At 41.3% G+C, this 25515-nt stretch carries 28 protein-coding genes; 22 read left to right on the top strand and 6 right to left on the bottom strand.

Going from position 1 to position 25515, the window contains the following annotated elements; all coding sequences use genetic code 11:
* Positions 1 to 119 precede the first annotated feature (119 nt).
* The 9 genes from dhaK (at position 120) to CVD19_RS10280 (ending at position 6153) form a co-directional block, all read left to right on the top strand.
* Positions 120 to 1115, top strand: a complete 996-nt coding sequence (dhaK, locus tag CVD19_RS10315) for a dihydroxyacetone kinase subunit DhaK (protein WP_101581784.1) — start codon at positions 120 to 122, stop codon at positions 1113 to 1115.
* Between the two features lie 19 nt (positions 1116 to 1134).
* Complete coding sequence (dhaL, locus tag CVD19_RS10310; RefSeq protein WP_101581783.1) at positions 1135 to 1761, top strand: dihydroxyacetone kinase subunit DhaL; 627 nt, start codon at positions 1135 to 1137, stop codon at positions 1759 to 1761.
* Positions 1758 to 2153: a dihydroxyacetone kinase phosphoryl donor subunit DhaM gene (gene dhaM, locus CVD19_RS10305; RefSeq protein WP_101581782.1), complete on the top strand. Its 396-nt coding sequence runs from the start codon at positions 1758 to 1760 to the stop codon at positions 2151 to 2153. The genes dhaL and dhaM overlap by 4 nt, the downstream gene beginning before the upstream one ends.
* 21 nt (positions 2154 to 2174) lie before the next feature.
* Positions 2175 to 2420 carry an HPr family phosphocarrier protein gene (locus CVD19_RS10300; protein ID WP_101581781.1) on the top strand — a complete coding sequence of 82 codons (246 nt, stop codon included), beginning with the start codon at positions 2175 to 2177 and terminating at the stop codon, positions 2418 to 2420.
* Positions 2421 to 2431: 11 nt separating this feature from the next.
* On the top strand, positions 2432 to 3022 hold the full coding sequence (locus tag CVD19_RS10295; protein WP_101581780.1) for a glycerol-3-phosphate responsive antiterminator: 591 nt from the start codon (positions 2432 to 2434) through the stop codon (positions 3020 to 3022).
* 95 nt (positions 3023 to 3117) lie between these two features.
* On the top strand, positions 3118 to 3291 hold the full coding sequence (locus tag CVD19_RS24695; protein ID WP_180953583.1) for a hypothetical protein: 174 nt from the start codon (positions 3118 to 3120) through the stop codon (positions 3289 to 3291).
* A 145-nt stretch (positions 3292 to 3436) separates the two neighbouring features.
* A complete protein-coding gene (locus CVD19_RS10290; RefSeq protein ID WP_101581865.1) occupies positions 3437 to 4408 on the top strand; it encodes a DMT family transporter in 972 nt (323 codons plus the stop codon).
* A gap of 69 nt (positions 4409 to 4477) precedes the next feature.
* Positions 4478 to 5152, top strand: coding sequence for a response regulator transcription factor (locus CVD19_RS10285; protein ID WP_101581779.1), 675 nt, complete (start codon positions 4478 to 4480; stop codon positions 5150 to 5152).
* Positions 5149 to 6153, top strand: coding sequence for a sensor histidine kinase (locus tag CVD19_RS10280; protein WP_101581778.1), 1005 nt, complete (start codon positions 5149 to 5151; stop codon positions 6151 to 6153). The genes CVD19_RS10285 and CVD19_RS10280 overlap by 4 nt, the downstream gene beginning before the upstream one ends.
* A 48-nt stretch (positions 6154 to 6201) precedes the next feature.
* On the opposite strand, the gene CVD19_RS10275 is transcribed toward CVD19_RS10280, so the two are convergent.
* Positions 6202 to 8121 (bottom strand): ABC transporter permease, encoded by a 1920-nt coding sequence (locus CVD19_RS10275; RefSeq protein WP_101581777.1) that lies wholly within the window; start codon positions 8119 to 8121, stop codon positions 6202 to 6204.
* Positions 8108 to 8878 carry an ABC transporter ATP-binding protein gene (locus tag CVD19_RS10270; RefSeq protein WP_101581776.1) on the bottom strand — a complete coding sequence of 257 codons (771 nt, stop codon included), beginning with the start codon at positions 8876 to 8878 and terminating at the stop codon, positions 8108 to 8110. Before CVD19_RS10270 ends, CVD19_RS10275 begins: the two co-directional genes overlap by 14 nt.
* A 249-nt stretch (positions 8879 to 9127) precedes the next feature.
* On the opposite strand from CVD19_RS10270, the gene CVD19_RS10265 reads away from it, so the two are divergent.
* The gene (locus CVD19_RS10265; RefSeq protein WP_101581775.1) at positions 9128 to 9562 is read left to right on the top strand and encodes a hypothetical protein; all 435 of its coding nucleotides are present in this window, start codon (positions 9128 to 9130) and stop codon (positions 9560 to 9562) included.
* Positions 9563 to 9829: 267 nt separating this feature from the next.
* Entirely contained in the window at positions 9830 to 10444 is a 615-nt protein-coding gene (locus CVD19_RS10260; protein ID WP_101581774.1) for a TetR/AcrR family transcriptional regulator, read from the top strand.
* 160 nt (positions 10445 to 10604) lie between these two features.
* Here CVD19_RS10260 and CVD19_RS24690 read toward each other — a convergent pair whose 3' ends face one another.
* Together CVD19_RS24690 and CVD19_RS10255 are read right to left on the bottom strand one after the other, a co-directional pair.
* Complete coding sequence (locus CVD19_RS24690; protein ID WP_180953582.1) at positions 10605 to 10751, bottom strand: hypothetical protein; 147 nt, start codon at positions 10749 to 10751, stop codon at positions 10605 to 10607.
* Between the two features lie 223 nt (positions 10752 to 10974).
* The gene (locus CVD19_RS10255; protein ID WP_101581773.1) at positions 10975 to 11169 is read right to left on the bottom strand and encodes an alpha/beta-type small acid-soluble spore protein; all 195 of its coding nucleotides are present in this window, start codon (positions 11167 to 11169) and stop codon (positions 10975 to 10977) included.
* 349 nt (positions 11170 to 11518) lie between these two features.
* On the opposite strand from CVD19_RS10255, the gene CVD19_RS10250 reads away from it, so the two are divergent.
* The gene (locus CVD19_RS10250; protein WP_374702880.1) at positions 11519 to 12439 is read left to right on the top strand and encodes a DUF1002 domain-containing protein; all 921 of its coding nucleotides are present in this window, start codon (positions 11519 to 11521) and stop codon (positions 12437 to 12439) included.
* A 90-nt stretch (positions 12440 to 12529) separates the two neighbouring features.
* On the opposite strand, the gene CVD19_RS10245 is transcribed toward CVD19_RS10250, so the two are convergent.
* The gene (locus tag CVD19_RS10245) at positions 12530 to 13153 is read right to left on the bottom strand and encodes a nitroreductase family protein (RefSeq protein ID WP_180953581.1); all 624 of its coding nucleotides are present in this window, start codon (positions 13151 to 13153) and stop codon (positions 12530 to 12532) included.
* A gap of 238 nt (positions 13154 to 13391) precedes the next feature.
* On the opposite strand from CVD19_RS10245, the gene CVD19_RS10240 reads away from it, so the two are divergent.
* The 9 genes from CVD19_RS10240 to CVD19_RS10200 all read left to right on the top strand — a co-directional run bounded on the left by CVD19_RS10240 (position 13392) and on the right by CVD19_RS10200 (position 23109).
* The gene (locus tag CVD19_RS10240; protein ID WP_101581772.1) at positions 13392 to 14045 is read left to right on the top strand and encodes a DsbA family oxidoreductase; all 654 of its coding nucleotides are present in this window, start codon (positions 13392 to 13394) and stop codon (positions 14043 to 14045) included.
* An 86-nt stretch (positions 14046 to 14131) separates the two neighbouring features.
* Positions 14132 to 14440, top strand: coding sequence for a heme biosynthesis protein HemY (locus CVD19_RS10235; RefSeq protein ID WP_101581771.1), 309 nt, complete (start codon positions 14132 to 14134; stop codon positions 14438 to 14440).
* 359 nt (positions 14441 to 14799) lie between these two features.
* Complete coding sequence (locus CVD19_RS10230; protein WP_101581770.1) at positions 14800 to 15270, top strand: chemotaxis protein CheW; 471 nt, start codon at positions 14800 to 14802, stop codon at positions 15268 to 15270.
* A gap of 44 nt (positions 15271 to 15314) precedes the next feature.
* Complete coding sequence (locus tag CVD19_RS10225) at positions 15315 to 16904, top strand: methyl-accepting chemotaxis protein (RefSeq protein WP_101581769.1); 1590 nt, start codon at positions 15315 to 15317, stop codon at positions 16902 to 16904.
* 192 nt (positions 16905 to 17096) lie between these two features.
* Complete coding sequence (locus CVD19_RS10220) at positions 17097 to 17639, top strand: helix-turn-helix domain-containing protein (RefSeq protein WP_257985089.1); 543 nt, start codon at positions 17097 to 17099, stop codon at positions 17637 to 17639.
* A 337-nt stretch (positions 17640 to 17976) separates the two neighbouring features.
* Positions 17977 to 20283, top strand: coding sequence for an ATP-binding protein (locus tag CVD19_RS10215; protein ID WP_101581768.1), 2307 nt, complete (start codon positions 17977 to 17979; stop codon positions 20281 to 20283).
* A 139-nt stretch (positions 20284 to 20422) separates the two neighbouring features.
* Entirely contained in the window at positions 20423 to 21133 is a 711-nt protein-coding gene (locus CVD19_RS10210) for a LytR/AlgR family response regulator transcription factor (RefSeq protein WP_101581767.1), read from the top strand.
* A gap of 231 nt (positions 21134 to 21364) precedes the next feature.
* Entirely contained in the window at positions 21365 to 22270 is a 906-nt protein-coding gene (locus CVD19_RS10205; RefSeq protein ID WP_101581766.1) for an ABC transporter ATP-binding protein, read from the top strand.
* Positions 22267 to 23109, top strand: coding sequence for an ABC transporter permease subunit (locus tag CVD19_RS10200; protein ID WP_101581765.1), 843 nt, complete (start codon positions 22267 to 22269; stop codon positions 23107 to 23109). Before CVD19_RS10205 ends, CVD19_RS10200 begins: the two co-directional genes overlap by 4 nt.
* Before the next feature lie 204 nt (positions 23110 to 23313).
* On the opposite strand, the gene CVD19_RS10195 is transcribed toward CVD19_RS10200, so the two are convergent.
* The gene (locus CVD19_RS10195) at positions 23314 to 24186 is read right to left on the bottom strand and encodes a manganese catalase family protein (RefSeq protein WP_101581764.1); all 873 of its coding nucleotides are present in this window, start codon (positions 24184 to 24186) and stop codon (positions 23314 to 23316) included.
* Between the two features lie 221 nt (positions 24187 to 24407).
* On the opposite strand from CVD19_RS10195, the gene CVD19_RS10190 reads away from it, so the two are divergent.
* Positions 24408 to 25289 carry a GNAT family N-acetyltransferase gene (locus tag CVD19_RS10190; protein ID WP_101581763.1) on the top strand — a complete coding sequence of 294 codons (882 nt, stop codon included), beginning with the start codon at positions 24408 to 24410 and terminating at the stop codon, positions 25287 to 25289.
* Positions 25290 to 25515 lie beyond the last annotated feature (226 nt).

Here is a 25515-nt window from a genome sequence, read left to right as displayed (position 1 = left end):
TGTAAGTAAAATCAAGGTGTCAGCGTAATTAGCCCGGTCTCTACTGAAGGCGCTTACAGTTTTAAGTTTGGCACGTTTCTTGCTACTTAGTTTAATGAAAACAAAAAGGAGGGAAATGGATGAAAAAGCTGATCAATCAACCAGAAAGTGTTGTCCAGGAAATGGTGGAAGGATTTGTGGAAGCTTATCCCAAGTATGTTAAACAGGTTCCGAATACAACGGTAATTGTCCGTGCTGATGCACCAGTGCAAGGAAAAGTCGGAATAGTGAGCGGCGGAGGAAGCGGCCATGAACCGGCACATGGAGGATACGTTGGAAGAGGCATGCTCGATGGGGCGGTTGCAGGTGAAGTGTTTACTTCTCCAACCCCGGATCAGGTTTTTGAGGCGATCAAGGCAGTGGATGGCGGCAAAGGAGTCCTGCTTGTCATCAAAAATTACACTGGCGATGTAATGAATTTTGAGATGGCAGCTGAACTGGCAGAAGCGGAAGGCATCCAGGTAGCAAAGGTCATCGTGGATGATGATGTGGCAGTTGAAAATTCTACATATACAGTTGGCAGACGGGGAATTGCGGGGACAGTGTTTGTCCATAAAATCGCCGGTGCGCTTGCTGAAACCGGGGCAACTCTTGAGGAAGTTGCTGCAGTTGCAAACAAGGTAAATGAAAATCTAAGTTCGATGGGTATGGCGTTAACCCCTTGTACAGTTCCTGCCGCTGGAAAACCGGGCTTTTCCATAGGTGAAACCGAAATGGAAATCGGCATGGGAATCCATGGCGAACCGGGAATTGAAAGAAGTGGGATCAAAACGGCGGATGAAGTTACTGAAATTCTTCTGAATAAGGTACTCACTAATCTGCAGTTCAGCAAGGGCAGCAAAGTGGCCCTAATGATTAACGGGCTTGGGGCCACTCCATTAATGGAGCTCTATATAGTAAACAACAGGGCCTCGAAAATCTTGAAAGCACAAAATATAGAAATTTATGAAACATTTATTGGCGAGTATATGACATCCCTCGAAATGGCCGGGTGCTCGATCACACTGCTCCACCTTGATGATCAGCTGACAGAACTGTTGGATGCCGGCGCTGATACAGTTGCTTTTAAGAAATAATCACAAAGGAGATTCAGCAATGGGTTTTGGAGTTGAAGAAGCCAAATTGTGGCTTAAACAGCTTAATGATATTTACCAGCAGCAAAAAATCTACCTGACAGAATTGGACCAGGCAATAGGTGACGGGGACCATGGAATCAATATGGCCAGGGGCTTCAATGAGGTGGCCAAAAAAATTGACAATGCAGTGTACAGCGACTTGGGCGCTTTATTCAAAGATACCGGAATGACCCTCCTCTCGAAAGTCGGCGGTGCATCGGGCCCATTATACGGCACGGTATTCTTGAAGGCCGCTGCATCGTTAAAAGAAAAACAGCAGGCATCCGCAGCCGAATTAACGGAAGCATTTGCAGAGTCTTTGGAAGGAATAAAAATGAGAGGAAAAGCAGGTTTTCATGATAAGACGATGCTTGATGTGTGGATCCCTGTTGTAGATTTCCTAAAATCCCACGGTGACCATGTTGATTGGGATGGATTAATGAAACTATCCATTGCAAAAATGGAGGAAACAAAGAATATGGAAGCCAAAAAAGGGAGGGCTTCGTATCTCGGGCCGCGTTCGGTCGGCCATATTGATCCTGGAGCTGCATCTTCTCATTTTTTCTTCACTGAGTTGGCAAAAGTATTCAAAGGAGCAGAATTATGAGTTATGTAGGCATCGTGTTAATTTCCCACAGCCCAGATATAGTGAAAGGATTGTCTGCACTGCTAAGACAAGTCCAGGAAAAAGTGCCGCTCGCGGTTGCAGGTGGTACCGATGAAAATGGCATTGGGACGGACATGTTTAAAATCAAGCACGCCCTAGAATCGGTTTATTCAGAAAAAGGGGTCGTTGTCATCTTCGATTTGGGGAGCGCGCTGATCAACGCTGAAATGGCAATTGAAACACTCGAAGATTATCAAAATATAAAAATAGCGGACGCACCGCTCGTTGAAGGGGCATATGCGGCCATTATCCAATCTGGTATCGGCGGAACACTAAGTGAAGTTGCTGCTGCTGCGGAAGGCGCGAAAAATTTACAAAAAGTGCAAAGTTAGGCTTCCAATGGGGTGAACAAAATGATAGAAAAAGAGATTACTGTTTCATTAGAACAGGGGCTGCATGCTCGGCCTGCCGCAGAATTGGTAAAAAAACTGAATGAGTTCAAAAGTACTGTCGAATTTTACGCTGGGAGCAGGAAATTTAATCCTAAAAGCGTGTTGAGCATGATGACAGCTTCTATTAAACAAGGGGAAACGATTCGTGTCGCTGTCGACGGGGCTGATGAAGAGGAAACAATGGACTGGATCATCAAATATCTATAAAAGGTGAAACTATGAGCTTTCATGGCCAACAAGTGATACCGGTTGCCAAGAACAAGAACCAATACAATTTATTTTTGGAAAGCAGTTTTCAATACGGGGTTTACCTGGATATGGATATTGCCCAATTAAAGCCTGTCTCCCAGCTTGCGAAGCAACATAATAAAAACATTCTTCTCCATGCTGATATGATTCAGGGCTTAAAAAATGACGAATACTCTACTGAGTATTTGTGCCAGGAAATAAAACCTTTTGGAATTATTTCAACAAAGCCCAACGTGATTTTAAAAGCGAGGCAGAAAGGGGTTTTGACAGTCCAAAGGATCTTTCTCCTTGATTCCCAGGCATTGCAAAAAAGCTATTCCATTTTGAAACATACAAAAGCCGATTATGTAGAAATTCTTCCCGGCATCATTCCCGGTTTCATCAGGAAAATGGCTGAAGATCATACAATTCCCATCCTTACAGGCGGACTTGTCCAAACAAGGGACGAGGTCACCTGTGCCTTGAATGCCGGCGCCAGGGCGGTCACAACATCAAGAGTTGCCCTTTGGAAATCATTCGAGAGCCCGGTAACGAGCATTACTAAAGCAGAAGGTGGGTGACAATCCGGTCTAAGAGCTGCCTCAAATCCTGAAGAACTGCATAAATCATGGAAGTCCCGGAAAACTAATTGAAAACTGACACCGGAGGTTTCAATATGGAAAAAGACAATTTTAATGAAGAGCTGGGCCATCCAAATCATCAGTTGAAGAGAAATAGTAAAGATGGAATACTTGAGATCAGTCCTACTGGGTATGGTTTACAAGCAGTCTCAGAAGGAGCGTCCGAAGATAAGGAGAAAGGAAATACCCCTGGATGCGGAGGGTTGTAGACACAGAATTAAAATATTGAATTGGAGCCCCAAATTTGTTTAAAAACAGATGAGGGGCTTTCTTAATTAAAAGGGGATTCCACCTATTTTGTAGAACATATATATGTTAAGAAACGGACAGAAGAAACAAATTGGGGTGAGCCATTTGCGGCCTATTATTTTAGGGGTTTTTGCGGCATTCTTTTTTGCTTTTACATTTATACTGAACAGGACGATGGAATTGTCCGGCGGGAGTTGGATCTGGAGTGCGTCATTGCGCTATTTTTTCATGGCTCCCATTTTATTGATAGTTGTAGTGGGCAGAAAGAATTTGCGGCCTCTGTTGCGTGCAATAAGGGAACAGCCAGGCGCCTGGATGTTATGGAGTTTTGTGGGATTTGGACTGTTTTATGCGCCCATTTGCTTTTCGGCAGCATATTCACCTGGATGGCTGATCGCTGGCACCTGGCAAATCACGATTATATCAGGTTCACTGCTTGTACCTTTATTTTCCGAAACGATCCTAACGAATCAAGGCCCTGTTAAAGTTAGGGGAAGGATTCCTTTTAAAGGGCTGATGATGTCGCTAATCATCCTGTTGGGCATCGTGCTCATGCAAATCGAGCATGCGAGCCATCTGTCAGTAAAAGAATTACTGTTGGGGCTCATCCCGGTCATTATTGCATCGTTTGCGTATCCACTCGGCAACCGCAAGATGATGGACATATGTGCCGGGCGGCTGGATGCGTATCAGCGGGTGTTGGGCATGACTTTAGCGAGCCTGCCGTTCTGGGTTGTGCTGTCTTTCTACGGATTTTTTACCGCAGGCGCACCAAGTACGGAACAAACCATCCAGTCACTAATGGTGGCGATTTGTTCTGGAGTCATCGCTACAGTCCTTTTCTTCCAGGCAACAGACATGGTAAAAGGAAATATGCAAAAGCTGGCTGCCGTCGAGGCAACACAGTCAATGGAGGTCCTTTTCGCCCTCGCAGGTGAAGTCCTCTTTTTATCCATTGCCATTCCTTCACCTTTGTCATGGTGGGGCATATTTATCGTGATTGTTGGAATGGTATTGCACAGCTATGTTTCTCACAAAGCTGAGCGTGCTTACGAACAGACGGCGAGCAGTGTCTGACCTCTTTCGTGCAAATATGATAAAACATGCTCGCTAATATTTACAAATAATTGAATAGGGTGCTGTCGAATGTATAATGTAATGATCATAGAAGACGATTTTAAAATTCGGACGATGATCCATGATTACTTGAAAAAATGGGGATTTGAACCTGTGGCGGTTGAACAATTTGACAATATTATCGAGCAATTTTTGGGATGCAACCCCCACCTGGTGCTGCTTGACATCAATCTGCCAAGCTATGACGGTTTTTACTGGTGCAATAAGATCAGGCAGATTGCTGATGTTCCGATCATTTTTATCTCCTCACGCACCGATAATATGGACATTATCATGGCCATGAATATGGGCGGCGATGATTTTATCCAAAAACCTTTTTCATTGGAAGTTTTGGTTGCGAAGATGAATGCTGTATTGCGGCGCTCACAGAGAGCCGATGAACCAGAGAAAGATCTCATTTCAGCCGGAGGGCTGGTCCTCAATATTCAAAACTCAACCGCTTATTATCAAAATGAAGCTGTATCACTTACGAAAAATGAGTTTCATATTTTGTATATCCTGATGAAAAAAACAGGTCAAATTGTTGCGAGGGATGACCTCATGAAAGCATTGTGGGAGGATGAGCAATTCATTGATGACAATACATTGACAGTGAATATTAACCGCCTCAGGAAAAAGCTTGAAGCCATCGGATTGGCGGATGCGATTGTCACGAAAAAACGACAAGGATACCTATTGCCATGAAATTCTTTCCCTATTTGATTGATCAAAAGTGGCTGGTCTTCACTTATATAGTTTTAATGGCTTTTATTACTTTAATGCTCGTGTTCAATCCGGTTTTGCATGTTGATATGAGCAGCCTGTTATACATTGAGTTGATGGCAGCAATCATTTTTTTCAGTTATTTATGCATAAATTACTATCAGAAGAGGAAATTTTTTGATGAGCTGCTTGACATGGCCGCACATGATGAACATACGATTTTTCCAAAGCCCGCCACGAATGAAGAGAGCCTGTATTTACAAATTTTAAAAAAACAGCAGCAAAGGCAAATGTTTCAAATCGAAAAAATTAACGAAGAAAAGAAAGAATGGCTTGAATATATGACCACCTGGTTCCATGAAATAAAAACACCAATTTCCGTAAGCAGAATGATTTATGAGCTGGACGTGGGAATGGACAGCCTGGAAGAGGAAATGGACAAGATCGAGCATTTTATAGAACAGGCGCTCTATTTTTCAAGGCTCAGTGATTTTCATAAAGATTATCTTATCCAGGAAGTTGATACTGGGCGGGTTATAAGAGAGGCAGTCAAATTGCATACAAAAGCTTTTCTGGCAAAAAAGATAAAATTGAACCTCCAGATCATGAGCTTTCCAGTGCTGACCGATAAAAAGGGGCTGTTATTTATCGTGAGCCAACTGCTTTCAAATGCGCTGAAGTACACAGAACGGGACGGTAACATAGACATAACGATTGATACGGAAAAGCGGACAATCAGCGTCCGGGATAATGGGGTAGGAATTGATGCCGAAGATTTGCCCCGTTTATTTGAGAAAGGCTTTACAGGAAAAAACGGCAGGCAACAAACAGCCTCTACAGGAATGGGTTTATATTTGGTGGAAAGGATGGCGCAAAAGCTTGGGCACAGCATCTCCTATACATCACAAAAAGGTGTTTATACGGAAGCTTTCATCCATTTTCCAGAATCAGAAGACCATTATTATTTTAGACAGCATAGTTAAATGTAGCGGGAGCGGAATATGCATTTTGCAGATATTCCGCCTGCCCTGTTACTGATTCACGATTTTGTCGTATTTCATTACGGTGTTCACATAATAAGCAAAATAGATCGCCGCGTACATGCCGGTACTGACAAGAAACGGCATATACAAGTCCATTTGCAGCACGCCTGACAGAGCGGTTATAATGACTGAACTGTGCGAGAACGCAATCAATAGCGGCAAAACAAAGATGAGGACGAACTGCTTCGCGATCGAGGAGCGCATCTGCTTCCGGCTCATTCCGACCTTCCTTAACACGTCATACCGGGGCTGGTCAGACGTGGCCTCAATGAGTTGTTTGTAATGGAGCATACTTCCGGTTGCAAGCAAAAACACAAGCCCCAGGAATACGCTGATAAAATTAAGGATCCCGTATGTTTGTTTCCCCTTTTGGTATTCATCATAGTGGCTGGTGAAAATGGTCTCGTCCGGATCAGCGTTTTCCTCTGTAAATACTATTTTCATAGCTTTAAAGGTTTCTCCTGCAGTTTTCTCATTTTTTAAACTGTACACCTGCAGCTGTTGTGGCTCGCCGTGCTGTTTCAGTTTATTAAATAAATCGTCCTTAATGACCAATGGCATTTCAAAGTAGGTTTGGTTGAGTAAACTGTAGTCCTCATAAGAAACGATCTTGACCCTGTCCTGTTCTGACAAGCCGACTTCTTTTCCGGTGTAGAGATCTTCGGATTGATCCAGGTTGCCATCATAAAAGGAAATTGCCTCTTGATCTTTGATTTTGACTGCAGGATTGCCCATTCTCTTTGCCAGCTTGCGATATTCCGTTTCTGGAATAAGCATGATCGGATGGTCAGGGGGCCATCTATTTATCGAGCCCAAATCTCCAGTCGTACGCAAATATTCGATTCTGGAGGAAAAAATAAGCTGGTCCTCTCCATTTGCCTGGATGATCCTCTCCATCTCATTTTCCATGGCATCACTTTGGACTGTGTACATGATACTTAGCGGATAATCCTTATTGACGATTTTATTGATGTTATAATACAGGCTTACTGTGAACCCGATCGCAAACAGGGTCACAGTGCTCAATAACGCAATCACTGATAAAACAAACACATTGCCCTTTATTCGAAATAACAGATGGGTTAAGCTGATCAAATTTATCCCTTTAAAATAAATGCTTTTCATCTGGGATAATTTTTTCAATCCATAAACAATGAAGGTGTTGATAAACAAATAGGTGCCGATGACGACAGCAACCAGTGATAGCAGTACGGCGGTGAAGCCATAATCCTTCCATATATCTGCATCGGTTGGCTGCAATAAAACCGCATACGCGCTGCCAAGCAACAACAGAGCAAGGGCCGCTGTGAAAACGGACGCTTTCGGCTTTTTTTCACCCTGTTTTTCAGCCTTCAATAATTGCAATAAAGAAAACCGGTAAATCAGGCGGTAATTATGGATGGATGTGGTCGCGATGATGATGATAAAGGCAATAATTGTCTGAATGACTGCCTTTGGTGAGATGGTAAATGTGGTGATAATCGAAAATCCCATCAATTTTACCAAAATCATTGCAAACAGCTTGGAGAGCAGAGCTCCAATTGCGATTCCGGCAATTAATGCGAACATGCCAATCAGCAAATTTTCAAAGAAAAGGAGTTTTGCAACCTGTTGTTTTTGCATGCCGAACAATGAATATAACGCGACTTCCTTTTTCCTTCTTTTAGTAAAGAAAGAATTCGAGTACCAAATGAAAATTGCCGCGAAAATTAACAGCATGACGGACGCGGCCATAAAAGCCGGTTCAATTTTGTCCAGTGCAGTGGCTTCATCAATAATTTGTTCATTATATTGAAGTGACACAAATGTAAAATACAGGACAATGCTGAAGACCATCGGGTAAAAATAAAGCAGGTATTGCCTGATATTTTTTTGGATGTTTCGTTTAGCCAGGTTAAATAACGACATGCTGGCCACCGCCTCCGAGAGTTGTCAAAATGTCAATAATCCGATGGAAAAACGGCTCTCTTTTCTGGTCGCCTTTGCGGAGCTCGGTAAAAATGGCGCCGTCTTTAATAAACATCACCCGGCTGCAAAAGCTGGCCGCATAGGCATCATGCGTGACCATCAGTATCGTTGCTTTCTCCTGTTCGTTTAATTTAGCCAGAGTCTGCAGTAAATTATACGCGGATTTGGAGTCAAGTGCTCCAGTTGGCTCATCAGCAAACACAAGGCTAGGATTTGTAATGATTGCCCGTGCCGTCGCGGTTCTTTGCTGCTGCCCCCCCGATATTTCATGTGGGTACTGATCAAGGATCCGTCCAATACCGAAGATTTCCGACACACGTTTGATCCTTTCTTCAATGTCTGCCGGGTTCACATTTGCCAGAGCCAGGGGAAGTGAAATATTCTCCTTAATGGTAAGTGTATCAAGTAAATTATAATCCTGAAAAATAAATCCTAATTGATCGCGCCTGAGGATGGCAAGTGCAGATTCTTTCATTTTTAGAATGTTTTGCTGGTTAATTTTAACTGTGCCTGCCGAAGGTGTATCAATTGTTGATAATATATTTAATAATGTCGACTTACCGGACCCTGACGGACCCATGATCCCGACAAATTCTCCCCGGGCAATTTGAAGATCCATATCCTGGATCGCTGTAAACACGTTTCCCCTTGTGCCATATACCTTTTTTATCCCTTTCGCTTCTAATACCATTTCCATTCTTTTAGCCCCTTCCAATAAATCTCACACCTTCACTATAAAAAACTACGAAAATGGTATCCATAACTTTTCCTTACAATTAAATCTTCCAACCTTACATATTTGTCACATTATATACATTCAGGCTATTATGACTGACCAAGCAATAATATTGGCCAATGTTCACTTTTTCATATGACTTTATTTTTTCATAATGGTAATCAGCAAGGCAAGATATGAATTGCAAACGAACAGAAGGGATTGATTGAATTGAAAAAGTTGATTGGGTTATTAATGCTTTTGTTTGCTTTAACGGGGTGCTCTGTAGAAATTGATGGGACTTCTGTGATTGATTCTAAATCAGAGAAGCTTGAGGCCAAAGCAGAAGATCTTCAATATGCATTTGATAATGCGGTTGATAAATTAAAACCATTGGAAGGAAAAAACAAGTTGTCAAGGAATGACCAGAAGTTAATCTCAAAGGAAATAGATCAGGTGACCGCAGTGATTGACGAATTTAAAGAAACTGAAATGCCTGTTGTAGGAAAAAAGGTCAAGGAATTGGCTGACAGTAACCTGAATGAAAGACATGACAGGCTGAAGGATGTCCAGAAAAAAGCTGAGAGCAATACGGCCACTAAAGCAGACGTCAAAGCTGCGACAAAAGCAATGTATGATGATATAAATATAAGTCTGTTCAACTAAAACCGCCCCCTGAAAAAAGCCAGTTCTAATTGGCTTTTTTTGTACCTTTGAATCCTATAACATGGTAAGATAAAACTAATAAAACTGACTAAATGGTTTATTTTAAGAAGGAATTCCATTGAAAGAGAGAAAATCTTTTTTTGTTCTATCCTTCTTTTTTACCTAACTTAAATATTAATGTGTTCCTTAATCTGTTAAAGGTAGAGAACAGTTTTATTTATGGACTCATTCATTATTTCTTGCATTTTAAAAGGCGGGGTAGCTAGTATGTCACCAATCGTGTCGGATGCATATAAAGAAAGAAAGAAGAGAGAAATTCTTGACAGTGCATTGGCCTGTTTTGCTAAAAAGGGGTATGAAGCAGCAACAATCGATGATATTGTGGCTCGCTCCGGCATAAGCAAGGGGGCAATTTATAATTATTTCAAGAGTAAGGACGAAATTTATTTAGAGCTGATGACACAAGACACCCGCGACAAAAACATTCAGATAATCAGGCAAATCTCAGAATATAAAACAGCCTTGGAGAAGGTTCATTACTTATTTGACATGTATCTTTCATTGGATCCTTTTGATGACGGCAATAAAGCATCGATCCTTGTCCATTATGAGTTCAAACTGCATTCCTCAAGAAACCAGGAGCTGATCCGAGTTTTCAAGGAGCGCCGCGACGAGCTCTTTATAACGCTTCTGAAAAGCGTCATAAAGGATGGGCAAAATGCTGGGGAATTTAACAAAGCGATCGATCCAGTTTTATATGCAGATCTTTTTTGGACGATGATAGACGGGGTGACTCTGCAAACGGTTTATGAGAATTATCCCTACCATGAGGTTTTAAAGGAATTGAAGAATATCTACATTGAAAAATTAATGAATGAGTAGAAGGCATGCCTGATATGGTATGCCTGTATTTTTTTCACGTCTAGAAAGTATAAATTGGCACCAGGAAAGACTCGACGCCGGGGTCAATTTTAGGAATAAAGTGTAAGAGCAACTACGCCTCTGTCTTCGCCCTTAGGGGCTCGCCAATCGCGAGTTTTCTTTAGAAAAATTTCTTGAGGTAGCTGATATATTCAGGGTGTTTGGCTAAAACCCAAATAGCAATAAATAAAATGATGACTAACCCAAAATTTAATACATATAAAATCCGAATCCCGATATCTAACCCCTTTATTTTACCTCTGCCCATTTCCGTTCGCCTCTTCATCACCTTGTTACAAAGATAGACGTTTTTTGCAGAGAATAGTTTCAAAAATATAGCATAATCTGGATATTGGTTTTCGGTATCTATTTTCAATTTTCTTTGAAACAACTGGCAGCCATTTTTCGTCAATTAATTAGCGGTTTTGCTTCTCTGTACATCCATATAACAAACAAGAGGCCCGTAATGGGCCTCTTCTTGGAAACCAACGTTACTGTCCTTGTTGATTCCTAAGCTGTGCTTCTGCGAAGGCTACCATGCGCTTTACCATTTCGCCTCCGACAGAACCGTTTGCTCGCGCGGTAGTATCTGCACCAAGTTGAACTCCAAACTCATTGGCGATTTCTTGTTTCATCTGATCAAGAGCGTTTCCTGCACCAGGTACCAACAGTTTGTTTCTAGCCAAGATACATCACTCCTCACGAAAGATTGAGCAATATCGCATTGCTCGTCTTTAAATTAACCGATTTAATGATGCACGATACATTTAACCTGTCAGCCGCGATGTAGGTTTGATAAAAGCTGCCACAATTGTTTGGACTGCAGCGCAACATTTGCCAGTCTGCCACAGTCAATGTATTTTATAAGTAGAATAATAACTTCTAGGTTTTGCAGTCGGACACAGGGGAATCAAAAAGATGAATATGGGCGTTTTTTGTCTATGGTTATGTGAACATTAGCCTAAATGAAACCTTTTTACGTCATGAACAGTAAATGAATGAGAATTATTCTTGCATAAGAAAAGGAGAATCAGAATGTCATTTAAGCGTTTGACAAGAATGGCGGCTATTACCGCAATATTTCTGTTTTCAATGAGTGTCAGCGGCAATGCTCTTGCATCAGAAGGGAACAATGATGAAGAAAGCATTAATGAAAAATTTGGGCTTCCAATTGCTGTTTACGGAGAAGCGCTTTCCCCGGCACAAAAGGATGAAGTGCGAAAGCTGTTAAAAGTGAACGATACAAGCAAAGTGAAAGAAATAACTGTCACAGGGGAGGATCTTGTTACTTATATAAAAGGTGACAGGCACTCTAACATGTATTCATCAGCAAAAATCACCAGGAAAGACGCTGGGGAAGGGCTTGTCATCAATCAGGTGACACCGGAAAACATTACAGAAGTAACAGATGAAATGTATGCGAACGCACTTTTGACAGCGGGAATCCAGGATGCGGTAGTAGATGTTGCTTCCCCTGTAAAGGTAAGCGGCCACTCGGCCCTTGTCGGGATATATAAAGCTTACGATGAAGGAAAGGGAACAGAACTCAATAAAGAGCGGACCGAAGTCGCCAATGAAGAACTGAACCTGGCAACCGACCTGGCGAAGAAGGAAGGCATGGACCAGGATAAAGTGAGCGAGCTTCTTACCGAGATCAAAAAAGAAATCGCGGAACAGAACCCGGCCACAAAAGAGGAAGTAGAACAAATCATCGATGAAAAATTGAAGACCCTGGAGATCCAGCTGAGCCAGGAAGACCGCCAGCTGCTGATTGATTTGTTCGAAAAAATGCGGGACCTTAACATCAACTTTGACAATGTCCAGTCCCAACTCGAAGACCTGTCAAAGGACATTCAGCAACGGATTGAGGAGGCGGTTGGGGATAAAGGATTTTTAGATTCTGTCAGTAATTTTTTTAAAGAACTCATCGACGGCATTAAAAGTATTTTCTCGTAAGCTCGCGATTTTCCCAGAAAGTCAAGGCTGATTGAAGCGGTGATAGTATTTGAAAAGAATCAAGGAGCAGGAATCCAACCTGCTCCTTTTCTAATGAACAGTCATTATTTTATCTAAATCAAAACGGTGATGCGGGAACCCTTCCCCATCTGCCCGTCCGATTGGCACCATCGCTGCAAACCTCACATGGGCAGGAAGCCCTAGTATTTCTTTTGCTTTATCCTGGTCAAAGCCAAGCATCGGGACACTGGCATATCCTAGTCCCTGAACCGCGATCAGCAGGAACCCGAGGGCGATATTCGTCTGGGTAAGGGCCCACTGGCCGCGTTCCTCCACCGTCATTCCGTTAAAGAAAGACGACAGGTACGCGACTTCTTCCTGCTGCCGTTCCGGCGGCATGCCGGGATGGACCGTCTCTGGCAAATTGGCGAGCACATCCTCCATATCGCTGGCTGCGAGAACGACTGCTGCAGCGGAGGTTACCTGCCCTTGGCCATAGGCCGCATCCTGGAGCTTTTCTTTTAAGCCAGCATCAGTGACTACATGAAATCGCCACGGCTGGACATTCCAGGCACTCGGGGCCAGCCGGACAAGACTGAATATTTGATCCAGATCCTCACGGGGAATCGGTTCCTGGACAAATTTTCGGATACTATGGCGTGACTGAATGGCATCCTTTACTGAAAGGCTTTGTTGAGATATTTGAATGGCCAAGTTGTTATCTCCTTTGACTTTTCATATTGTAGGCTGACCTACAGATTTAGTTTGTACTGTTTCTGATCCAAAACGTTGAATATATTTCCTCATACTTTTCCGATTAAACTGGTAAACGCAAGCTGGGCAAATATATTATGATGGATTCCGAGTCCATACAGCGGCGTTTGGGCAAATTATTAGAAGGATATCAAACAAAAATATATAATAAAACTCGTTCAGCAAAGGAGGTACAACCGTGCCATTAACAATAAAGGTTTACTCTGATTACGTTTGTCCATTTTGTTTCTTGGCGGAGAAACCACTTGAAGAAGCAATAAAAGGAAAAGATGTTGACGTTGAATGGATGCCCTATGAGCTGCGCCCATATCCAAATGAAACATTAAGGCCAGAAGGAGAATATTTGCAAAATACATGGAAACAATCGGTGTATCCAATGGCTGAAAGACTTGACGTGCCGATCGTCCTTCCGAAAGTTTCCCCACAGCCCCATACACATTTGGCGTTTGAGGGCTTTCAATATGCGAAAGAGCAGGGAAAAGGGAACGAGTACAACGACAGGATGCTGCGTGCTTTCTTCCAGGAAGAACAGGATATCGGGGATATTGATGTATTGGCAAAGCTGGCCGCGGAAATAGGACTCGATGAAAAGGAGTATCGTTCTATTTTAGAAACAAGAAAATACAAAGAGGCACACGAAAAAGCATTGAAGCATGCTTATGAAGAAGCGGATATTAGCGGTGTTCCTACGTTCGTGATTGGAAATACGAAAATTGCCGGCGTCCGTTCAAAAGAAACGCTTGAGCAAATTATCAACGAAGAACTCAGTAAACAGAAGAATGAAATTGAGTTTTTGTTTGAGGGGATGTCCTGTGGAATAGACGGCTGCTAGCCGAATGCTTTTTTTCGCAGACAACAATGAAACAGAACACCATTGACCGGGTGTGAATATCGATGATTGGAAAGGGGATATTTAACATGAAATGCAAGATCAATCGCAATGCTGCAAAATTTTTGAAAAAGGTTCTCGAAAGTGAAGAAGCTGAAGGCAAAATGGTCCGTGTTTTTGTAACAGTCAACCATATTGACCACGCCCATTATGATTGGAAATTGGACACGCCAACCGAGCACGATGAAATCGTGACAACGGACAAGGGAATTGATGTACTCCTTGACAGGCGCGAAGACTTCCTGGATGGTGTGTGGCTCCAGTATTTTTTTGTGCCGCAAGAGGAAATGGTCATTACAAATCCGTCAAAGGAACATAACCATCATCACCACCATTAATTTATTTAGGGAAACCACTCAATGAAATTTAAAATTGTTTGTTAGAACACCTCGCTCATGAGGTGTTTTTTTATTTAGTAAAATTCCATTTTCAATGGTTTGTTTAATTTTTCAAAATTTGTTGTGTACTTGTTTGAAAGGATATCCATTGCAGCTGAAACGATTAAATCACCTGCCGGATCATGTGAATTGATGTCTAAAACCGATTGGACACTTTCGCAGCCATATGATTTCATAAGAGAAGTGAAAAATAGGACTAATTTCCTGTAAATGATTCTACTAAAAATTGAAACAGGGAAGGTTGCTAGTTACAACAATCCATAGCGTCAAACATTACATGGTGAAGTGGGTGAATCAAAATGGTAAATAGTTTTGTATTATTTATGCTGCACAGAGGTTTTTATGGGGTGGACCTGCATAATGTTGTTTCGATTGAAAAAGTAATTGATACGTCCAGCTATCCTAACATGCCAGAATATATGCTTGGGATTGTCACTATCAGAGGGAAAATTATTCCTGTTGTTGATGTTTCTAAACTGCTCTATAATGAATCGACTCAAATTGATGAAAGCACCCGGTATATTCTTGTAGAAACAAACGGTGTGACCATTGCATTAATGGTAGAAAAAACAAATGAAATTATCGATATAGAAGAGAATCAATTAAATCCTGTCAACTTCCTGGGACAGGATGAAGGCACGTATATAAAAGGAGTTGCCTTACAGGAAAACCGAATCATAACGATTATCGAAATATCAGAATTAGTATCGTCAATGCATGGGATTGACTTAATAAAGGATCACACGGCTGAATTAACGTTACAAAATTAAACAAAGAGAAATAAACAATAATAGAACAAAAGGGGTATTTGGGTATGAAATGGTTTTCTAATTTGAACACATCTGTCAAATTGATTTCTGCATTCAGCGTCATCGCTGCCATATTGGCATTTATCGGATTTTACAGTTTAAACAACATGAATAAAATCAAAACGGACATGGAGTTTATGTATAATGAACGACTGATCCCTATAAACGACCTGTCTGCTGCACAGGTTCTGTATCAACGAATGAGGGTCCAAATCCGCGATATGAACTTCGTTTCGGATACGAAAGAGAAGAAGGAAGAAAATGAAAAAAATATAAATGATTTCAGGAAACAGATTGAAGAAAAGATCAAAAAGTACAGCAGCACATATATGATCGAAGAGGAAAAGACCTTGGTCAACGAATTTTACATTGCCTTGGAGGATTACAATGAGTTGATGGACCATGCGATCAAATCCGCACATGCCGGGGATGTAGAAGAGTATAAAAGGATTGCACCAGAATTCAAAAAATCCGGGGACAAGGTAGAAGGTGTTCTGCAAGACTTGATTGCCTTAAATATTCAATTAGCAGAGAAGTCGAATAAAGAAGCAGACGCAGTATTTAAATCGTCAAGCACCATCACAATCACCATCATCATTGTAGCGCTGGTAATCAGCATCGGGTTCGGCCTGACAATCTCACATATCATTGCGAAACCATTGACAAAGGCAGTCGGTTTGGTGCGGAAAGTGGCAACCGGAGACCTTAGAGAAACACTGGATATTGATACGAAAGATGAAGTTGGGCAGCTGGCCAAATCCATCAATGAGATGGTAGCAAGTTTACAGAAAACTGTCGGAGGCATCCTTGATTCAGCTGAAAGTGTCTCGGCTGCGGCCCAGCAAATTTCAGCGACCACAGAGGAAATTGCCAGGGGGAATTCCAGCCAGGCTGATTCTGCACTAACAATGAATGAGCTGTTTAGCGAACTATCAGTGGCAATAAATTCAGTAGCCCGGAGCGCCGAGGAGGCTTCAGAATTATCCAATAAGACTCTGAAACTTGCCGAGGACGGCGGAAAAGTGGTGCGCTCTTCGATAGACGGCATGAATGACGTCAATCAGCAAATGGCACTGCTCGAACAAGACTCTAATAAAATTGGAGAAATAATCGGAGTAATCGACGACATTGCAGGTCAAACGAACCTTCTAGCTTTAAACGCAGCAATAGAAGCGGCACGGGCCGGAGAACAGGGCCGGGGATTCGCAGTCGTCGCCGATGAAGTACGCAAACTTGCGGAGCGGAGCAGTGAAGCCACTAAAGAAATCACGGCAATCATTAAAGGCATGCAGGCGAACACTCAGCATAGCGTAAAATCTGTGGGAGCAGGCGTTATTTCTTCACAACAAACGGGTGAAGCGTTTGAAAACATCATAACGATGGTGAATCAGTCAGCAAATAAAGTCACTGAAATTGCTGCTGCAAGTGAAGAACAAGCCGCGCAGACTTCTGAAGTAATGACGTCAATCGAAACTATTTCTGCTGCGACAGAAGAATCGGCCGCAAGCAGCCAGGAAACTGCCACAACAGCCCAATCACTGGCACAGCTGGCGGAAGAACTGAATGATTCTGTAGCGATCTTTAAAATTAAATAGCTAAAGCATTTTAAGCATATGGCCCCAGTTCACGCAGAATTGGGGCTTACGATAAATTACGCCAGTCGCTGGTCTGAAGCCAAAGTCATTGATTCTGTCTATTAATCAGAAAAAGCTAGAAAGGAACAAACATTTATGATATACACAACGGAAGAAATGGTTTACATTGAACAAAATTTGGGGAGCCTTTCATTGCAAAAAATCGCAGAAAAATTAGGACGGAACCCAAAGTCACTGGAAATGACGTTAATCAGGAAGAGGGGCACTTCATCCACGATTGATAGTACGGGGATGATCACAGCAGGCGAATTGGCAAAAGTTATGGGTGTAGACAGGAATACAGTGATCGGATGGACAAGCAGGCATGGCTTGCCGTTTAAGAAAAAAGTAACGAGGTACAAAAAAACATTTACTTTTATTGATATTAACGAATTCTGGGCATGGGCCGAGTTGAACAGACAAAGAATAGATTTTTCAAAACTTGTTCGCAACTCTCTTCCCCCTGAACCGGATTGGGTACAGGCGGAACGAAAAAATAAGAAGGCGAACAACTATAGATCCTGGACAGTTTTGGAAGAAGAACAGCTGATTCAACTCGCATCATCCGGATTGCCTTTGAAAAGCATAGCTGAAATACTGAACAGGTCGCATGGGTCTGTCGAAAAAAAATATAACCGGCTGTTGACTCTTAATAACGAGAGATGCAAATTGATGTCCGATAGAATCAATAGTTAGTGTTCTGGACGGCCGAGAAATATTTTTTCCATATTTTTAAATTACCTGAGGTTGACAGGAGTGATTTCCACTGGAGCAGCAGGTTGAACTATTTCTGTCAGAAATCCGGGAACATGTGTTGAAGATTACTCAATATTTAGTGATGTTAGAGACAAATCCGAAGGATATTGACAACATCCTTGGTGGAATCTTTCGCTCCGCGGATAGTCTGAAAGTTATGTCCTGGACATTATACTCAATGGGAAGATCAAAATAACTGAAAAAAATACAATATTAAAAACTGAACTTGTAAGAACAATCGAATTGCAGCCAGTTGCAATGATAATAGGAGTGTAAAGTGAATCAGTGTACTGAAATTTCACAATATAATGTTGAAAATCATGGGATGGTATTCAAATTTATCAAGCATGGGAATCAGTTTATCCATACCTTTATCCATGGAGAGCTCCTTGCCAGGATGGGTTTAACTTCGGATGATATAGTCGGGAAAACACTGCATGATTTCCAGGCAAGCAATATTGCTGACCAAAAACTCGTATTCTATGATAGAGCGTGGTCAGGACAGATTGCCCAGTATGAAAGTTCAATAAACAGCATTGATTACATTGCTTCTTTAAGTCCTGTTTTTGATAACGGTGAAGTAGTCGAAGTTATTGGCGCTTGTATCGATACCTCCGGGCAGAAAAAAGTGTTTGAGGAAATTCGCAAGAAGGAAAATTTATACCGCACGGTCCTGAATACAATGTCAGAAGGAATTCTTATCGTTGAAAGAGGCAAAAAAATTACAACTTTAAATGATAATGCTGCCAAAATTCTCGGTATTGACCTATCTATAAATGATGAACATCCAATGCCGGGCCAGCCGACTTTTGAGTTCATTTCATCCGATGGATCAACGCTGCCTTATGACGACCTGCCCGGATTTGTTACCCAGGAAACCGGTGTTGCTTTTAACGATGTGGTGCTTGGTGTAAAAGGAGCGGATCAACGCGTCAGGTGGGTTTCACTCAATTCAAAACCGCTGCCTGTGTCAGCGAATGGTGAAATAGCCGCGCTCATGTCTTTTTCAGATATTACTCTACATAGAGAGCAAGAAAGAAGACTGATGGAATCATATTCGTTTCAAAAGACACTATTAAATATATTAGACAACGGGATCATTGCGACTGACTGTAATAGAACAATCACGCTCATGAATAAGCGTTCCCATGATATGTTTGGATTGAAAGACAGCATTGATTCATACATTGGTCAGAATGTTATAAAATTGCACAGCTTTTTTAGTGAAGAAACAATCAAGGCCACCGTTTCAAATCGCAAAAAAGTTTCAAAAGAAATAGAAACAGATGAAGGGCGCATCATTCAATGCAACTACTTTCCTTTTAGAACAGAAAATAAAAGTGTTGGTAATCTATGGGAATTTCGGGACGTCACTGTAAGAAAAACAATGGAAAAATCGATTATTCAAGCCAAGGAAGAGGCTGAAAAAGCAAACATCGCAAAATCGGACTTTCTGTCTAACATGAGCCATGAATTGCGAACCCCCCTGAATGGCATTCTTGGTTTTGCTCAGCTTTTGGAACTGGATCCATCCCTCGATCAAGAACAACAGCAGTTTGTCCAGGAGATTCTTAATGGCGGCAGGCATCTGTTAAGTCTCATAAATGAAATTCTGGATTTATCAAGAATCGAAACCGGCAAACTAAAGGTTAATCTTGATGGCGTTGATTTTAACTGTATCCTAAAGGAATGTATCAATATTGTACAGCCACTCGCGAAACAAAAGAATGTTTCAATTAAAGATGCAACTATTCAAAAGGACAGCCCTGGTGGACCATTCATTGAAACGCGCTTAGACCACAATAATAATATTTCGGTTATGGCAGACCCCGTCCGGCTTAAACAAGTCATCATAAATCTCCTAGATAATGCAATAAAATATAATCGTATGAATGGTGAAGTAACCATTTCGTGCCTGATAAAAGGTCAAGACCTGTTTATCCACGTAATTGATACAGGTGAAGGATTTACTTCAGATGAATATAAAAAAGTATTCATACCTTTTTATCGGATTAAAGGTACAAAGGTAGAGGGCACCGGAATCGGACTGTCGCTGGTAAAACAGTTTGTAGAGCTAATGGGAGGACGTATCGGTGTAGCAAGCACGAAGGGTATGGGAAGTGATTTCTGGTTCACTGTACCTGTTTTTACCCAGACTGAAAGCGGCATTCACGTTTATGAAGACAAACACAATTATTCAAAAACCAATGGTGGCGTTGAGATAAATGTTCTATATATAGAGGACAATGATGCCAATTTGATGCTGGTCAAAAAACTATTTGATTCTAAATCAGGATATCATTTAGTTTCAGCACGGAATGGATACGACGGGATAAAGATTGCGGGACAAAAAAAAATTGATCTGATACTGCTGGATATCAACCTGCCAGACATTCACGGCTTTGATGTTTTTGATATTTTAAAAACGATGGAGCAGACGAAAAATATTCCAGTGATAGCGGTAAGTGCCAATGCCATGCCTCAGGATATTCAAAATGCACTACACAAAGGATTTGGGGATTATTTGACAAAACCTATAAATATAAGCGAGTTTTTGTCAGTAATTAACCGAATTACCAAGTAAAATTTAGTGGGAATATTATAAATTGAACCATTTGTATCTTTTATATTAAGTTAAAACATATTATTATAGTTTTTATGTTTGTTAGCAAACATGTCCCTGACGATTACTGACCAGACCTTTAACAAGGGGGATTTATGTTTTGAAGGTTTTAATAGCAGAGGATGATTTATCGTCAAGAAAGTTGTTAAAATATTTTATCCAGAGCCTGCCTAATTATGAAATTGTTGCTGAGGCAACTGACGGTGAAGAGTTAATTCAAAAAATAGTCACAGAAAAACCAGATTTGGCACTGGTTGATATTGGTTTGCCCATGCTTAATGGGATGGATGCAATTAAGTCGTGCATTGACTTTCATCCTGGGTTGCAGGTGATTTTTATAACCGGTTCCGATGATTATGCTTTAGAAGCCTTTGAGGTCAGAGCACTTGACTATATTCTGAAACCAATCGAGAGAAACAGGCTATATTCAGCATTAGACCGGGCTGCACAGGCTTTCAATCGAACTGCAGATAAAGTGACTGCTCCTAAAAAGGATCTAATGATCAGGCATCAGCACAGCATCATTTTTGTTCCCTTTAATGATATCCTTTTCATTGAAAGGTTCGACCGCAAATCAGTCGTTCACACATGGCATAAATTATTTGAAACGAACGAAACACTTGCCAACCTAGATAATCTGCTTGATTCCCGTTTCATGGCAAGCCATAGGTCATACATAATAAACATGGACCATTTAATAATTATTGAAGCATGCGGGCAAAGCTATCGGGCGCATTTTAATGGGTACGATAAGACAGCAAAAGTATCAAGGCAAAAATTAGGTGAATTACAGCACTATAAATCGATTTAATCCATTACAATTTAGTATTGAAGATATAGAAAACCCTCCTGGCCCGGGAGCGTTTTCTATATGTGCCGATTCACTCAATGGTATATTCATATGTTTAGTGATTTGAATAAAAATGTTAAATAATGTAAAAGAAGGAACGTATCACTGCTTTTTTTTATTTCTTAAATTTGATTGAACAAAATAAACTGTTCAACCGTCTTCTAATTGACTACCAAAGGGGGGAGAAGATTTGTGAATATCATCGAAGTGAATGATGTACATAAAAGTTTTAATGGGCGGGCTATATTGACAGATGTGTCTTTTTCTATTCAAGAGGGAACGATCAATGGGCTACTCGGCCCAAATGGTGCGGGGAAGACAACAATCATTCGACTTTTAAATGGAGTGATCGATGCAACTGGCGGAGAAATGAGTGTTCTGGGATATAATCCAAAAACTGATGGGAATGAAATCAGGAAAAAAGCCGGCATTGTAACCGAAAGTGCCTCGCTTTACCACGACATGAGTGCATGGGATAATCTCGTGTTTTTTTCTAAAATATATGGTGCCGCTGACAAAAAGAGAATTGAGTATTTGCTGGAGCAGTTTGATATGACTGCCCATAAAGATCAGCTGGTAGGTACTTTTTCCACCGGTATGAAAAAAAGGATTTCGCTTGCGAAGGCGCTGTTGCATAAACCAAGTTTATTGTTCCTGGATGAACCGACGAACGGATTGGACCCGGAAGGGATCAATGCTGTCATGCATTACTTGGGAATGGTCAATAAACAGGAAAAAGTTACAATCCTTATTTGTTCCCATGTACTGCACCAGCTTGAGAGTGTATGTGATTCATTTCTATTTTTAAATAATGGGAGAATCATTGAAAAAGGAACGAGACGCGAGCTGGAGGAGAAGTATGTAACTCAAGTCAAATTATTACTAGAAACCGGCTTGAAGCCTGCAACCCGTGAAATTTACAAAGGATATGCGTATGCGGCAAGGGGAGAAAATCAACTCGAATTTACCTTGAATTCTAAAGAGGAAATTACACCCCTGTTGCGCCTGATTCTTGAAGAATCATGGGTGCATTCCTGTGAAATTCAAAATAGAAGTCTTGAATCCATTTATTTTAAGATAAGGGGTGGTGTCCAATGAATAAAGCACTTGTAAAAGCTATAGCAGAAAAGGATATAAGAGCTGCATTTGTTTCCACAAAGGTGTGGGTGCCTATGATGATTCTTTCTTTCGTACTGTGTATCATTTTTCCAACAGCAATAACTTACATCGGCCTGCATACTGAATTGATCTCAAGTTCCGCCCAGGATATAGAAAAACCAATAAACTCATTCATCAAAAGCTTTCCTAATGATGAAATGAGGGATACTCTTGTTGCGCTGCCGACACTGGGTGCTAAGTTTACCTATTTCTTTTTAAATTTCATGCTCATTCCATTCTTTTTAATGGCAGCAATCGTCAACTCGCTTGTCACATCTTCAAACAGCTTTGCAGGGGAAAAAGAGAGGAATACTTTAGAAACCTTGTTATTTGCGCCTATATCCATCATTGATTTATTTTTGGGCAAGGTACTGGCTTCGTTAATTCCGTCATTATTGATTACTTTTGGTACTTATATTATAAATATTGCAGTAGTTAATCTGATTGCTTTTCCCTTTTTCGGGGAGATTCTATTTGTAAATGCCACCTGGCTTTTATTGATGTTTTGGGTAATGCCCGCACTGGTCCTTTTTAATATTGTCTTAAATGTTTTTGTATCGGCAAACGTAAAATCATTCCAGGAGGCACAACAGTTTGGCGGGATTATGATCCTGCCTGTCGTGGGAATAATCATCAGCCAGGCCAGCGGTTTATTTTTTCTCAGCCCCCTTATTCTATTTCTTGTCGGGACCGGCTTGCTGATCGGCAATATTTTTTTACTGAAGATCATAACCAAATTTAATCAAAGAAACGCACTATTTGAGAGCCAGATTCATTGAGAAGAAAAGGGTAGCTTGCGCACAGAGTGTTGGGTCAAGGAAATGCAATAGGGGCGATTAGGCGCACGAAAAAGCGTGCAGGAGTCAAGAAAATTTCTGCCAATAGAGGCGAAAAAAATGTGCAGGACTCAAGAAAAGTGGTTCTCCATAGTAAAAAACGAAAGGCATCCTTCCAATAAGGATGCCTTTCGTGTCCTCTAAAAATCATCCTAAATGAGGTTCAATATGTGGTTCGACATTTGGTTCCGGATTCCGGAGGGCGTCTGGCGGCGTATCATGTGCATAACAAGGTGCTGGTGGTAGAACAGGCGGATCGCCGTAAGGCCGTGGGTTTGCAACATACCTGAAATAACCAGTGCTATCCATGCTTGGCCCATGTGCCCAACGGCCCGCAGCACTTTGCTCGCCTCTAGACAGGTTAAAAAAGGTATGGGAGAACTCCGGTTTATCACATTGAGGCGGGAAGGTGCTTGGAACAACAATGTTTGATTTCGATTCAAGCTCACAAATCGCCGCATACCATTGATTCTGGTGCATCGTGTCGCGCGAAATAAGAAATTGTAGCATATCCTTTACACCCGGGTCAGTGGTTTCTTCAAACAATCTGACGGTCTGTAATCTGCCATGGGATTCTTTTTCAAGATTAGACCGGAAGTCAGCTAATAAATTCCCGCTGGAAATAATAAAATCGGCCCTCCACCGATAGCCATTGCTGTCAGATGGCAAGGCACCCAATCCGGAAACGATTACGTGCTGGGGATTCATGCCGCTCAGGATCGCCCCGACAACCGGATCTTGTGCCGCCACTTCCTGATCCCCTATCGGTGCGTTTTCAAGCAGACGTGCAATCATCGTCGCAAGCATTTCTATATGTGCAAATTCTTCAGTGGCCGTATCCATCAATAAATCCCGGTATTTTCCATGCTCACGGGTATTCAGGCCCTGGAACAAATACTGCATGGCTACTGTCATTTCTCCAAATTGTCCGCCTAGTATTTCCTGAAGCTTCCTGGCGAACAACGGATCCGGCCTTTCCGGTTTAGCATGGTACTGCAATTCCTTAACATGATAAAACAATAGGACTCACCTTCCCACCAATATTTTTCTTTAAGGATCGATACGGTTTAAAGTATTCATTATTGGCTGGATGAGTGAAATGTCCCATGTATAATGTACAACAGGATACCCCGATAATGAATGGGTTGTTCTATTTTAAAGGAATCAATTGACAAAAATGCCAGGCGGGCTCAAAATAGGTGTGAAACTTCGGACCAGGAAGCAAAGAGGGGGAAAAACGAATGCCAGGATTACAATTTATAAATGCCTACCACGATCAAGATCATCTGCGGAGAAGTTTTAATGAACTTGCGGGTCACATATTTGGCATCAGCTTTGAAAGCTGGTACCAGGACGGGTATTGGACTGATAAATATATACCATTCTCCATTGTGGATGGGGATAAAATTGTGGCGAATGTTTCAGTTAACAAGGTCGATTTGGTTATTAGCGGTCAAAAAAGGCGCGCCTTGCAAATTGGTACAGTCATGACACACCCTGCCTATCGTGACAGGGGGTTGTCCAGGAGATTGATGAATGAAATACTCGAAGAATACGAGGATTCATATGATCTAATCTATCTATTCGCCAATCATAACGTTTTGGAATATTATCCGAAATTCGGGTTTAAGGCTATGGAAGAGACTCAATTTGCGATGGATTTCATAAAAAACTATAGTAAGATCCAAGGCATACGGAAACTCAGTGGATTGAAAGATGAAGATTTGCAGTTTATACATCAAACGAGTTCTGAAAGACAGCCAGTTTCCCATCAATTTGGTTCTGAAAATACGCAGGAACTATTAATGTTTTATGCTATAAACGTATTTCATGATGACATATATTATCTGGAGGATGATAAAGTTATCGTAATTTGCAAGAATGATAACGACGAGCTGCACCTTTTTGATATCATAGGTACCTCGGAATTTAACATTGAAAGTATTTTAAACACAGTTGCGACAGAGGATACACGTAAAATTGTCTTCCATTTCACCCCTGACTGCGAAACTGCCAATCTGCAAAGCCAGCCCTTTCATGGCAGTGAGGTATTATTTGTAAAAAATAAACGTGAAATTGTTTTCCCCTCAAATTTTAAACATCCCATAACAGCACAGGCTTGATTCTTTAACGGTTACAGTGTTGTCATGCAATTTTGACAGCGCTTTGCCATTTTTTTTGTATCTTTTAGTGGCAATGAAAAAATCTTCGGAAATTTGTCAAAATTCAGGGATTTATTTCTTTACTTTGTAATAATCAGAATGTAAGATTATTTTCTAATTCATAGAATGAATTTCATAAATCTCAGCCCTTATGCCCCAAGACTTTTAAGGCATGAAAAAAGGAGTA

Origin of the sequence: Bacillus sp. T33-2 (assembly GCF_002860205.1) — a bacterium.
Lineage (GTDB): Bacteria > Bacillota > Bacilli > Bacillales > Cytobacillaceae > T33-2.
Note: the sequence above shows the minus strand (reverse complement) of the source record. Positions and strands in the feature narration are given on the sequence as shown.

What these genes read in the sequence shown, in the direction of transcription:
- CVD19_RS10275 (WP_101581777.1), bottom strand. Translation starts at nt 8,121, where the DNA reads ATGTCGTTATTTAACCTGGCTAAACGAAACATCCAAAAAAATATCAGG.
- CVD19_RS10190 (WP_101581763.1), top strand. Translation starts at nt 24,408, where the DNA reads ATGCCAGGATTACAATTTATAAATGCCTACCACGATCAAGATCATCTG.
- CVD19_RS10235 (WP_101581771.1), top strand. Translation starts at nt 14,132, where the DNA reads ATGAAATGCAAGATCAATCGCAATGCTGCAAAATTTTTGAAAAAGGTT.
- CVD19_RS10280 (WP_101581778.1), top strand. Translation starts at nt 5,149, where the DNA reads ATGAAATTCTTTCCCTATTTGATTGATCAAAAGTGGCTGGTCTTCACT.
- CVD19_RS10295 (WP_101581780.1), top strand. Translation starts at nt 2,432, where the DNA reads ATGAGCTTTCATGGCCAACAAGTGATACCGGTTGCCAAGAACAAGAAC.
- dhaM (WP_101581782.1), top strand. Translation starts at nt 1,758, where the DNA reads ATGAGTTATGTAGGCATCGTGTTAATTTCCCACAGCCCAGATATAGTG.
- dhaK (WP_101581784.1), top strand. Translation starts at nt 120, where the DNA reads ATGAAAAAGCTGATCAATCAACCAGAAAGTGTTGTCCAGGAAATGGTG.
- CVD19_RS10285 (WP_101581779.1), top strand. Translation starts at nt 4,478, where the DNA reads ATGTATAATGTAATGATCATAGAAGACGATTTTAAAATTCGGACGATG.
- dhaL (WP_101581783.1), top strand. Translation starts at nt 1,135, where the DNA reads ATGGGTTTTGGAGTTGAAGAAGCCAAATTGTGGCTTAAACAGCTTAAT.
- CVD19_RS10260 (WP_101581774.1), top strand. Translation starts at nt 9,830, where the DNA reads ATGTCACCAATCGTGTCGGATGCATATAAAGAAAGAAAGAAGAGAGAA.
- CVD19_RS10230 (WP_101581770.1), top strand. Translation starts at nt 14,800, where the DNA reads ATGGTAAATAGTTTTGTATTATTTATGCTGCACAGAGGTTTTTATGGG.
- CVD19_RS24690 (WP_180953582.1), bottom strand. Translation starts at nt 10,751, where the DNA reads ATGGGCAGAGGTAAAATAAAGGGGTTAGATATCGGGATTCGGATTTTA.
- CVD19_RS24695 (WP_180953583.1), top strand. Translation starts at nt 3,118, where the DNA reads ATGGAAAAAGACAATTTTAATGAAGAGCTGGGCCATCCAAATCATCAG.
- CVD19_RS10300 (WP_101581781.1), top strand. Translation starts at nt 2,175, where the DNA reads ATGATAGAAAAAGAGATTACTGTTTCATTAGAACAGGGGCTGCATGCT.
- CVD19_RS10270 (WP_101581776.1), bottom strand. Translation starts at nt 8,878, where the DNA reads ATGGAAATGGTATTAGAAGCGAAAGGGATAAAAAAGGTATATGGCACA.
- CVD19_RS10225 (WP_101581769.1), top strand. Translation starts at nt 15,315, where the DNA reads ATGAAATGGTTTTCTAATTTGAACACATCTGTCAAATTGATTTCTGCA.
- CVD19_RS10200 (WP_101581765.1), top strand. Translation starts at nt 22,267, where the DNA reads ATGAATAAAGCACTTGTAAAAGCTATAGCAGAAAAGGATATAAGAGCT.
- CVD19_RS10250 (WP_374702880.1), top strand. Translation starts at nt 11,519, where the DNA reads ATGTCATTTAAGCGTTTGACAAGAATGGCGGCTATTACCGCAATATTT.